We start from the raw sequence: 12630 nt of genomic DNA on the forward strand, positions 1-12630 counted from the left end.
CTCGTACTTGCTTTTAGTTGTCGTCATGCAATCGCGCAGCGCCCGTCTCGAAGAACGGGTCCGTGCGCGCTGCGAAATTCATCGCTGCCGGCGAGCAGTCGGTCAATCCGCCCTCGCCGAGGCGAATGATCGTCGCATATGCCATGTCTCCGCCTCGCGAGCGCAGATCCACGCCAGTGGTCGGCACGACCTTGCCGAACTCGAAGGCCGTCCAGCCACGAATCCTGTCGTCACCCTGGCCCCTGTATATATCGGCATTTGCACCCCGATGGATAAGGGTGCCAGTGAATTTTTGTGCGCTCAGGCGAATGCACTCGTCGTCGCTCGCCACGTCGATCTCCGGGCCAAGGAGAAAGCGTTGCACCACATCGGCCGTATCGGGTGCGTCGAACGTGTCCACCACGACGACTTCGTCCGATCGCCCCACAAACACGTAACGATTGAGCGTCGCATCATATCCCGGCACCGTATACGCACAAGCGATTCGGACACCGTCATCCGATTCCTCAAACTGCTCGATGCGCCCCGAGACCGGGCCGAACTTCGACTGGACCTCGTGTCGCGGCAAGCCATCGAGCGTCGCCGGAACAATAGCACTATGGCCCGTGGTTGACGTAATGCAGCGCGAATAAGGATCGCTCTGATCGTATGAATAGCTGCCGGCATCGACTACGACGTCGACCCCGTTGTACTGCAAGTAGATCGACGAATCGTCCATCTGCTTGTGCCATTCGGTCCGCCCGCCACACACCAGCGAAAAGTAGAAGCCGTCACGCTTCACCACGGCAAATCCTGACTCGGAGAAGCAAAACGCGCCATCACGCGACGGCAGTCCGAGATCGTAGCGCGGCGAATCGCCTATCGGCGGAATTTTACCGTCAGGCAGCACGCACAGTTCGAGTGCATGGGATGCCCTTCCGATCAGTGCATCGATTCCGTCCCGCAGATCACCCGCGATCTCGAGATTCGCGAGTATGGCGCGCAGCTTGCGGTACAGCGACAGGTTAAAATTGTGATAGCCGATCGTGTTCTCGTTGCACAGACCGTCCTTGTCGAACGACTGCGCGGCAAGCGACAGAATCCGATCCGTTGCAATCTCCAGATAGGCGCGGCCTTCACCATCTGCCAGTAACGCACATACATAGATCAGTGATGTCGCGCCCATCAGCTTGTGGTTTCCGACACCAAGATTCCGGTCGTCGGCAAGCCACTCGGCCCAGCGATGAATTTCCCGCAGAAGACGCACGCGCAGCCCAGTCGACGCGCCGACCTCTTCGAGAACCTGGTGGCAGGTCAGCAGCACCTTCAACCGCTCGCTGGCCGAATGGTCGGCGGACGGAATACGACCGATCGCAAGCCGATTCTCGGCAATCGCCGTGAAATCCATGAAGCTCGAGATCAGGTCGATTGCCAGCTTGCGTGCATCGGCGTCCTTGCGCTGTGCCCAGGTTGCCAATAGACGGCCAACATAGGCGAGCGAGTAATACCACATGCGATCGGCATTCAATGCAAACGTGTGGTTCCACGGAAAGCGCGTGCCGACCTTGACGTCGATACGCGTCGCCCCTGTCATGAACGACATTTGAGCGGTGCCGGCCGTCAGCCAATCCGCTGCGAGTGGCTGGTAGTCGTCGACCAGACGCACCCTCTCCAGTCTTGACGGACGGACAGCCGTGGCTGTCAGGAAGTCGGCTTCGGCCTTGACCTGAACGTCCGGCGTCTCGCCGGTCTCCGATGCGGTGCACGGCGACTGGGTCACCTTCTCAAGCACCAATATGCCGTTGCAGAACTGTTCAGCCCAGTCTGTGATTTCAAAGAACGCGAGCGCACGCAACTCGCCTCCCTTGAAACCGGACTGAAAGCCGTCGTTTCCAACCGGGCTCCCTTTGAAACGCCGCTTGAGATAGTCAGCAACGCCGTGGCCGGTATCCGCGTCGGCCCGACCGGGAAACGGCACGGCAATGATCGTCCCGGCCGGCTGAACCGTGACAGACCTCATGAGTCCCTTGCCGATGTACTCGACAAATTGTTCCGGGATCGGCTGCGGCATCTCGACGACGGCGCGCCCGATCCTGTCGGCGACATGTGCGAGTGCACCCTCAGCCTCGATCGATTCGCGAATGAACGCCCATTGCGACAACCTGAGCTTTTCCTTTCCTTTACTTTCGTGCGGTGCGCTCAGCACATCGTCCGCGTTCTCGGACACCGATTTCGCGGGGATGTCGGCAAACATCGCCGGCGCACCGTCGTACGTCAGGAAGCTGCGAGGTGCAAATCCGACGCTGCGCCGGAATGTATCGATACCGCTATCTTGGCCGGCGATGTACATGTAGTTCACCGCCTTCACATGAGGATGATGCGTGATCACCTCATCGACCATGTGCAGGACGTTGAGATTCATCACGCCATTCGTGGCATGCGCCTTGTGGCAAAGAATATGATTGACCTGCGCCAGCTCGCCGAACAGAAATACGGTGATATACGACACCAGTCGGTCACCGAGAAAAATTCCGATAAATTTCTCGGTATGGAGCGCGCAACCCACCGGACTCGGTGCGATGACATACTGCGGCGGGTTCGTATGGAAATATTCTGGAATCGGGCGCCCCTGGCGCATCGGATCGGAGGTCCGGATCTCGTAGATGTCCTGGCCCAGCATCTCGGGTTCGGCGCACCTGAACGCGTAGCCGAGCTTCCGGGCTTTCCGGATCATGTTTCGCGACTTGTCGCCGATCGATTTCAGATACGCGTCGAGCGACGCCGGGATCTCGAGAATGGCAGGTTGCGCACGCTGCAGTGAAGCCGGGACCAGTTCCCCCGTGTGCGCCTCAACGTACACGTCATCGCGACCGAAGGCGTCGCTACGAGCCCGAACCGCGAACTCGTCCATTGACTCGAACCAGCGATTGCAATGCGCAACGCAACGAAACCCACAGTTCGTCTTGCGAATCAAAAAATTGGCCGACAGCGGCCGGCTGCCGTCCGCGGTCAGCGGGTGCCACCGCTTCACGACCCTACGCGTCGAGCCGGGAAACGCGGGAACGGCATCTGCACTCGTCAGTACGACGTCTTCGAGTACCACAGGCGTCGTCATGTTCCACGGCCGAATCTGGAATCCGGTCACCTCCGGAATCACCTCGAAGTCGAACGCGAGCTTTCCGTCCTTTATGGACGGCAGCAGATACCGATAGAAACCGGACGATGTCTTGATGAAGCCGATCTCTGCTGCCTTTGCTTCGGTCAGATGCTCGCCCGTGATCACGAGAAGCAGGTTGCCCTTTTCAGGCGGCGTCCATCCCACCACCGCGGACAGACAAACCACGCTCTTCCGCTCGACGGTGAACATACCGTTGAGCACCCCACGCCCGCGACTCAGTACAACTCGATCGATCCATGCTTCATTCATAGCGACACCATACCTTGCTCATTGTTCTCAGGCCCGCGGCCCATCTTCGGTCACGTGCGAATCAGGCGACACCCCGACATGATTCGGCATTCGGTCCGGCAGGACGCTGACTGATTCGATCGCGTCTGGGCCGGCCTGCGCAAGCCTGACCAGGAACGCATTGATAGCCTCTTTCGGTGGCGGTTCGTGTCCTTGCGCGAGACTGCCGAGGTGCAGGAAGAACCGCTCTTCCAGCCAGCCCCAGAACTCGGTTCCACGAACATCACGAAAGCTCGAATTCGACAGGAACGGTTTCAGGTGATAGTCGGTATGCCAGTCCGTGAAGTTCTGCAGATAAACCACTCGATTCCCGTCGCTTGGATAGACTTGCCACAAGTCGACCACGGCCACTTTCTCGAGCCGTGCGCGAAGCGTCACGAGATCGTCCGTACCAAAGCAGACGCGGCCGAAATTCCGCACGGCCATTTCCTCGAATGCCAGGATCGAAGTCTGCGGATTCCATACGAAGGCGGTGGAATCGGCAAACCTCGTCGACAGATACAGCGATGCGAACCCGCCGCCCGACCCGCCCCAGAAAACCAGCCTCTTGGGAGCGAGAACGGAACGAACCTTCTCCGTGATCAATTCATACAGGTATTGCAGCGGCGTGGTCGACGTGCCGACGTGCCATGCAAGCGTCAAATTCGGATCCAGCAGCAACGCAGGATCGGAAAATATGAGGACGGAACTGTTCACGTCGGTCATCATCGAAACGCCGCTGAACACGGGCAGCTTGAACACCTCGGAGCGCGGTGCATTGCCATGAAGAAAGCAAAATAGCGCCGGGCTGCGTCGATCGACGAGCAGGAATTCGATCAACAGATCATTGACCGGGATGATATGTGCGGAATTTGGCAGCGCTGTCGCAGACAGAAACTCGCTTATGCTGGCCCATACCTTCGGCGGATATCGCGCGGCATCGCGCGCAGCGGCATATCGTGCCGCCAGTTGATCGGCGGCAGGACTCGTGAGTGCGACGAAGGAGTGAAGACGCACGAAGTCGTTTGCCCCCCACGTCACAATCTTGAAGCGAACGGTACCTGCAAACGGCGTGGCTTGGGCAAACTCCCAGTCGAGCGATACACGTCCTGCGCAAGTCGGCACGTATCGATACCACCAGCCATGGTGGGAATATACAAGCCCCAGTCGTTCGGGCTCGCTCGGCAGTTCGCTGAACTCGACCTGAACCAATGCGCAATGGGTCCCGATCTGTGACCCGCAGACCAGGTCCATGCAGACGGAAAACCGTTGCACGCCCGTGATGTCGAGCGAAAATTGAACACCCGCATCGGACAGCTGAATTCCATCAGTCGAGTGATAGCAGTTTGAAATATCGTTCATAAGGCGAGACCGTGAATCCGGGAAAGGCAGCGCGACAACCGGTGACAACCGATCATCTCGTGAAGAACGGATCGGATTTTTTCGCAAATGCTCGCGCCCTGTCGGAACAACCTTCCGGATCAGTGCCGTTCAACACAACGATCGACGAGAATTCCCCGGCAACCGGTCCTCCGCTCAGATCAATACCCGTGGTCGGCGAGATTTCACCGAAGTCGTACGTACTCCAACCGCGCACTTTTCCATCCTGCTCGCCTCGATAGAAGTCCGCATGGTGCGACGAATGAATGATCGCCCCTGTGAACGTTTCGCCCTGCAGCCGGATGATTCCCTGTTCCGCGTGCGCCGAAACGTCCGGCGCAAGAAGAAAGCGCTGCACGGCAGCCGAAGGATCCGGCGACTTCACCATGTCCACAATGACAACCTCGCCGATCCAGTGGACAAACACGAATCTCCGGAAGCTTGTCCAGCACCCGGGAACGGAGTAAGTGCACTCGATCCGCACACCATCATCGCTTTCCTCGAACCGCTTGATGCTGCCCGACACCGGTCCATACTTCGCGATCAGTTCGTATCGCGGCAAACCATCGAACTGGGAAAGAAACACACCGCTATGGCCGGCCGACGAACTAATGCAGCGCGTATGCGGGTTCCGCTGATCGTACGAGTAGCTCCCGCCGTCGATAAACACGTCTTCACCCCTGTACTGCAGATAGATCGCCGTGTCATCCATGTGCTTGTGCCAGTTCGTCCTGCCGCCGCAGATCAACGACATATAGAAGTCGTCGCGCTTGACGACCGCGAACCCGGACTCGAAAAAGCAGAACGACTCATTGACGGAGGTAACGCGCGAGTCGTAGCGCGGCGAGTCGCCGATGGGCGGAATCATGCCGTTGGGGAAAATGGCGAGCCGCAGCGCGCGCATCGCGTTGTCGAGCACGGGTTCGATGTCGTCTCGCATCGGCGCTGCAATATCCAGTTTTCCGAGCGCCTCGTGAATCTTCGTGTACAACGACAGGTTGAAGTTGTGATAACCGATCGTATTCTCGTTACACAGCCCGTCCTTGTCGAACGACTCCTCCAGCAGCGCGCGCACACGGCTCAGCGCCGTTTCGAGATAAACCGTGCCGGCCTCGTTCGACAGAAGCGAATACATAAACATCAGGGACATGCAGCCCATGAGCTGATGGTTGCCCACACCGAGATTGGCCTCCTCCGTCAGCCACTCGGCGCAGTAATGCATTTCCGCAAGCAATCGCGGCAACAGGGCGACGCATCGAGGATCGTCCGAATGCCTGATGATCTGATGCAGCGTCAGCATTACCTTCAATCGTTCGGCCGTGGCATGATCTGCGGATGCAATTCCGTTCACGCTAGTGCGATGCTCGGCAACGGCTACGTAGTCGAGATAGTCGGACGTCAACGACAACGCGAGATCCAGGGACACGGAATCGTTGGATTGCTGGTAGGTTGCAAGCAGTCGCCCGATATAGATCAACGAGTAGTACCACATGCGCACCGAGTTGTTCGGTAGTTCCGAGTTCCATGCGAACGTCTTGTTCAGCTCGACATCGACGGTTGCCGTCGAATACGGGAACGACATCTTCACGATGTTTCCGAGGCGCCACCCATTGGCCAAGGGCTGATACTCGTCGGCAAGGCAGACACGGTCCAGGGGTGACACATCCGCCGGAACAGACGCCATGAAGCGATCTCGCGTAAGGAAGATTCCCTGAGGTTTGTTGCGCACGATCGAATCCGGACGCAAACCGCCTTTTCCGAACTTCTGGAACGCCTCGGTCAGACCGCGAACATTGCTCTTTCCTACTGGTGTCAATTTCTCGACCACCAATAGCCCCCGGAAGAACAACGCGTCGTCATCGCTGACCAGGAAATAGCCCAACACGCGAAAATCGCTGCCCTTGAACGCGGTTTCGAAACCGTCGTTCGATATGGGGCTCTGCTTGAAACGCCGGCGCATGTAATTGCAGAGATCATCGTCGGCATCGGGAATCCGGTCCGGGAACGGCACCGCGAAGCAACTTCCCTCCATCCAGTCGATTACCGTCTCGCTCAAGCCGCGTGACAGATAGCGCTCGAATTCCTGATAGATCGGCATCGGCAGACGCGCAACGCGTCGGCCGATGCGGCTCTCGATCGCCTGCATGACGTCACCGCTCACCTGCTCGCGCAGAAATGTCCGGTCGGCGTCTTTGGCCTTGGTCCTGAACGATGGCGCAGTTACCGCCGATGCCACCGTCGAACCACCGGTCGGCAACCGATCCTGCTCATGCCGGGCGTACAACTCGACCACGCTGTCGTACGTCATGAAGGCGGTATCGCGAAAGCCGACACTCTCCTTGAAATGATTGATCCCACCCGCGGCTTGACCGATGTACAGATAGTTGAGGATGCGCACCTCAGGCTGATGCCTGATGAGCTCGTCGACGACGTGAAACACGTTGAGATTCATCGCGCCGCTGCTGGCGTGGTCTCGATGGCAAAGCAAGTGATTGACCTGCGCAAGCTCACCAAAGAGAAAGAGCGTGACGTACGCGACCAGTCGATCGTCCTTGAACACACCATAGAATCGCTCGGTATGCAGCCGGCAACCGACGATACTCGGCTTCATTACATGCTCGGGCGGATTCTTGTAGTAGTACTCGGGAATCGGACGGCCCTGGCGCATCGGATCCGACGTCCTAATCTCGAAAATGTCCTGCCCATATTCGTCAGGGTCGATTGCCCGGTATTCGTAGCCGAGCCGTCTTGCCTTTCGCACCATATTGCGCGACTTGTCGCCGATGCCGGACCAATACAAGTCGATCGATTCGGGAATCTCGAGCATCGCGGGCGCCGCTCGCTGAATGCTCGCCGGAATCAGTTCTCCGGTGTTTCGTTCAACATAAACGTCGTCGCGTCCGAACTCGGCACGCTTCGTCCGCTGCTCGTAGCCATCCATCGAGTCGAACCATTTATTGCAATGCACGACGCATGCCGGCCCGCATGCATGCTTTGCGAGCAACAAATTCGCTGCAACCGGTCGGCGCTGCTGCCCACCGAGCGACTCCCATTTCTTGATGATGCGGCGCGGACGAGCGGACAGGAATTGAACGCTGCCCTCTGCGGCGCCCGTCATGCGAACGTCGTCCAGCACGACGGGCGGCACGCCAATGCCCCACAGTCGAATACTGACCGACGTGACTTCCGGCAAGATATCGAATGCATGGCACAGTCGTTCGTCCTTCACCGACGGCTTCAAGTACTGGTAATAGCCCCCCTTTGTCGGCACGAACCCGATTTCCGTCGCGTGCTGCTCGGTCAGTGCATCACCGTTGATCAGGAGAATCAGGTTCGTGCCATCCGGCAATCCCCCCGCGATCGTCGCACCGAGTTCGACCGACGTCTTCTCGGCGACGTTCGCCGCGCAGTAGATCATCGAGTTTCGCTCGCTCAGTACGACGCGATCCATGTATTGGTCTGCCATCTTTCCCCGCCGCAGTTCTTGTCGACGGTGCGGTTCCAGTCGTCAATGCCCCGCACCATTATCCTTTTCAGGCTCACCCGTCTTGGGTATGCATGAATCCCGATGCAACTTCGAGAATCATTGCGAGACCGATGTCTCTCCCGGCCTAGCCGCTTCCGGATCGCCCGCAAAGCACGCCAGTTCGCGTTGAATCACCGCATCATGGGCACTCTGCCGTCTCACGCGCCGTGCCGCGCTGGCACTCATGTCTGCAAACAGTCGCGGATCCTGAATCAGCGCCAGCAGTCCCTCGGCAAGTGCGTTCGCATCCTCCGCCGGCGCGAGCACACCGCATGTTTCGTCGACGAATTCGGGGATGGCCGCGACTGCACTGGTAACCGGGACAAGGCCCGATGCCATCGCTTCGTCGCGCGATACGCCTTGCGTATCCATTCTCGACGGGCACAGGAATACCCCGTATTCTTTGTGCAAATCGGCGATTTCGCGTTGCGTCAGGAAACGCCGTTCGATTCGGACATTCGGGAATCCACGCAGCGGCGCCACGGTTTCGTCAAATAGCGCGCCGTCGCCGATCAGGTGGAATTGCATGCGGTCGAAATCCGGCTTGGCCGACAGCGCAAGAATCGCGCCGACGCTCAGGTCATTGGCATAGACCTTCGACGCATAAGGACGAATCGACAGCACCTTCCAGCGCAGTTCTGCGCCCTTCTCTACATAATCGAATCGCGCGGTATCGATCGGGTTATGGATGACGCTGTACGCATCGTCCGGTAGCGCCAACCCGAGGTCCTCCATTGCGGTGGTCGCGAGATACTTCGAGACGAAGACGAAGTGCATCGATCGCGGCCGGTCCGTCAGCAGGCTCCGCCAGAATTCCGAACGCCGTTCGCTCTTCAGCGCAGCGGCCGAACGTTGCTCCACATCGTCATACAGGAACGCGCGACGCTCGAAGCGCTGGATGTCCGCGCCGTGAACCCAGACGACGATCTTCAGTCGGTCGGCATAAGGCTTAAGCGCGCGCCACATTGCATCATCGAGGAAGTGGACCAGAACCGAGCGGTATCGCCCCGTCTGAAGCAATCTATCCAGCACCTCCGCGCCCCCCGTCATCACATCGACGTTTTCGAACTCCTGGTACTCCACCGTTTGTTCGTCACGGAAGCGGAACACGTCGCATCGCACGCCATTTTCGCGATAGGCGCGCACCCGGCTATGCACGAACGCATTGCGATACAAATCGTCGTAGGACGGATAGTGGTTTGTCAGTACGAGATGTTGGCCCTGAGAAAACACATCCGCTGGCAGAAGTGAACGATGGCCGAGCAACAGCGATTGCACGCGCGCAGATCCGCCTGCGTACACCCGCAAGCCGATCCGCAAGAACGTCGTACCTGCAGGCAACTCGACATCGTGATTGCGATTCGAAGCCTTCACGACATGGCCGATCCGCGCCTTTGCACCCCCGAGAAACAACACGACTACCTGAATGTTCAGACCCGGCGAAACTTCGAGATGGAACTGAAGTTTCCCGTTTTCGACGGACAGATCGGACGGCGAGAAATCGCGATCGGCGTACCAATATTCGTGTGAGCCGTCCGGTAACACCGAATCGACCTGCAGGCAACCGCCGCGCTCAACCATCGACACGCGGCTGTTCGCCGGCGCCCTCGCGAGCAGCGATGCCAGATCGCTACCGCGCAACTGCGGAAGGGCATTGCTGTCGAGTCGCTCGGCAGCGATCGCTTCCGCCCTCCGCTGCATTTCGTCGAGCGTCAGTCCATGATCGGAAAGAACCACGTCGTCGACAGCCGCGCGGCCAGCCTCGTCCAGTGCGACACCGCTTCGGCAGTAGTTGAATTCGTCAACCGCGAAGCACGATTTGTGCTCGAATCGCGCGGTATACAGTTCCCTCATCCATTCGCGCAACGATACTGCGGGCAAGGTATCGAAACGCGCGATACCCGATCGCGCGTCAACCTCGGCAACGGGCGTATATGCTGCGTCCTCGCGAAGCAGGGACAAGCCTTTGCTACCCGACCATACATACTGGGCAACCTTGCCGATCGCAAGCGCCTGCGAGTAGCGCGTCGCGAGTGCAAGATCCGTCAGATAGTGAGCGCCGTAATAATCGTCCGCGACCATGACGGAAAGCCAGGCAGCCGGCGATGCCAGTGCGTGCAACATGACCGTATCCGACTCAAGCGACGACAATACGCGCACCGTGTCCCCGTCTGGCACGCCGGTGAGTTGGAACTGCTCCGGCACAACGAGCACCAGCGTCTTGGCCTGATATTGCTGCCGCTCGAACGCTTGCAGCACGCAGTCGGCTTGCACTTGATCCTTGGCGTGGGCGATCACGATGATCTGCGGCAGCAGTGACGGCAATGTCTCCTCGCTGACCTTCGAGATCACATAAGCCAGCCGGTCCTGATACGTATGCTCGTGCATCACCTTGCGAAGGGCAGCAAGGCGGAGCTTCCGTGCGCCCGCTTCGTCGCTGCCCAATGCCTCGAGGCGTCGCCGGATCTCGGCACCGCTGTCGCTCGTCACGACGAGATCGCCGAACATCAGCTGGACGCCGCGCGAGAAGTTGCTGATGGTGATCGTATTCGATGCCAGCAGTTCATAGACGCGACGTGCGAACATCGACTGCGATTGCTTGATCGAGTTGAGGTTGATCGCGTATCGATAACCCTTGTACGCCTTGTCGATCTCCGCATACGGCAAATTGCCGACGACGAACGGCTGGTATTCGTCCGGAAACTGATAGTTGGCGTCGCTTTTCCCGTAGTTTCTGTCGTAGATTTCCAGCGGACGGAACTCGGGCAGGTTGACGATGAAATTGCCCAGATCCCGCGTCCGCTCCGGATATCGGACGTAATAGGCCCCGGCAAAGCAGAACGCATCCTTCCGTTCGTACTTCTCGACGGGATTGTTGACGAGCGGTTGAGCAGCAAACGGCAGCAGATAGACCCGCTCGTGGCCGAGCGCGGCCTTGTAGCGGTGAATGCAGTCGATATCCGTCGTGAAGACGAAATCGAACAGCTTCGCCGTCGTCAGAAACGTCTCAAAATGAACCGGATCCTCCTTGTTCCAGAAGATCGTCGGAATCTTGTGATCGCGGCACCATCGAACGATACCGACGACTTCCTGACTCAAATGGCCGACCTTGCTCCCCCAGAGATCATCCTTGCCGCGCCACGCGGATTCGATGAACAGCATGTCCGGATTGAACGCATTGAGTTCGGTCTGCCAGTGGGCAGGCGTCAATTGCAACAGATTGCACTCGGGATCGTACGAGCCGAACGTGAACTCGTCCACGATCGCCGCGATCTTGAGTTGCTTCATCCGCTGAGCAAGCTGCTGGCTGTCATCGTCGTGCAAGCCCTTCAATCGCGCGCGCGCAGCGACCGCGACATGCTCGACGGTGTCCGGGAGCGATGAAGCCGGCACCGTTTGCAACATGGGACGAACGTTTGCGCTCTTCAGCCCCTTGGCTTGCCTGTCATCGCGACGTTGCTTCGACAAACGGTGAATCGCGAGCAGCTTGCCCGGCAGTGCGAAGAACCCGTTCCACGACTTGGTGCTGAATATCAGCGCGTGCCCGAGCTGAAACGACAGTGTGTTCTTCGTCCGAAGTACCTGCTGATTCGCAGCGATCAGTTGCTGACGCAAGCGCTCGATCTGTGCGTTCGCTTCGGTGAGTGCCATCCTGTTGCGAACCGCGTCCAGCTTGATCTTCTCGAGATTAGCCGACGACGACTTGCTCTCCGAGCGCGACACCGAGAGCATCGAACCCATTTCCTGCCGCTCGATCGCGCGGGCATTGCGTTCGGTCTCCAAAGCCGCAATTTTCTGTTCGAGCGCCGCAACGTCCGTCGCGCGCAACTGCTTCTGCTGCCGCGCAACGCTCCTTGCCGCATCGACTTCGCTCGTCAGGCTGCCGATCGTCTCACCGTGCCGCGACAACTCGGCCGCGAGCGCTTCGATAGTGGCGCCCGTGTCGGTGCGGTATTGCCGGAAAGTCGCCTCCTCCCGGTCACGTTGTGCCTTCAACCCGTCGAATCGGCCCTTGAGATCGATGATCGTCTGCTGATACCGGGCCATCTCGGAGGCGCCGTCGGCGTGCAGCGATGCCGGACCCGCGTCGATACTTGCCAAGGCCTCGTGAAGCTCGCGCAACCGCGCGGTTTCCGCTTCGAGCCGCGACACAAGTTCGTCCTGCGCAGCGCGCTCTGCCCGCAGTGTTGCGCATAGCGCAGCATATCGATCTCGCTCCCGTCGCAAAGCGGCGACCTTGCCCCGACCCTCACCTGCACCGACATCGATATTCACGCTCATCCCGACTTCCCTGCCTTTT

The 12630-nt window shown here is 58.9% G+C and carries 4 protein-coding genes; all 4 read right to left on the bottom strand.

Features of this window, described 5'->3' with window-relative positions; all coding sequences use genetic code 11:
• Positions 1-13: 13 nt before the first annotated feature.
• Positions 14-3406, bottom strand: a complete 3393-nt coding sequence (locus tag U5771_RS14910; protein ID WP_322024686.1) for a heparinase II/III domain-containing protein — start codon at positions 3404-3406, stop codon at positions 14-16.
• A gap of 27 nt (positions 3407-3433) precedes the next feature.
• Entirely contained in the window at positions 3434-4786 is a 1353-nt protein-coding gene (locus tag U5771_RS14915) for a hypothetical protein (protein ID WP_322024687.1), read from the bottom strand.
• Between the two features lie 52 nt (positions 4787-4838).
• Positions 4839-8270 carry a heparinase II/III domain-containing protein gene (locus U5771_RS14920; protein ID WP_322024688.1) on the bottom strand — a complete coding sequence of 1144 codons (3432 nt, stop codon included), beginning with the start codon at positions 8268-8270 and terminating at the stop codon, positions 4839-4841.
• Between the two features lie 117 nt (positions 8271-8387).
• Entirely contained in the window at positions 8388-12611 is a 4224-nt protein-coding gene (locus tag U5771_RS14925; RefSeq protein ID WP_322024689.1) for a glycosyltransferase family protein, read from the bottom strand.
• Between the last annotated feature and the right edge of the window lie 19 nt (positions 12612-12630).

It is taken from the genome of Burkholderia sp. BCC1977 (assembly GCF_905339595.1).
GTDB lineage: Bacteria > Pseudomonadota > Gammaproteobacteria > Burkholderiales > Burkholderiaceae > Burkholderia.

Bases quoted from the DNA above. Each gene is read 5' to 3' on its own strand.
- U5771_RS14910 (WP_322024686.1), bottom strand. From the start codon at position 3,406: ATGAATGAAGCATGGATCGATCGAGTTGTACTGAGTCGCGGGCGTGGG.
- U5771_RS14915 (WP_322024687.1), bottom strand. From the start codon at position 4,786: ATGAACGATATTTCAAACTGCTATCACTCGACTGATGGAATTCAGCTG.
- U5771_RS14920 (WP_322024688.1), bottom strand. From the start codon at position 8,270: ATGGCAGACCAATACATGGATCGCGTCGTACTGAGCGAGCGAAACTCG.
- U5771_RS14925 (WP_322024689.1), bottom strand. From the start codon at position 12,611: ATGAGCGTGAATATCGATGTCGGTGCAGGTGAGGGTCGGGGCAAGGTC.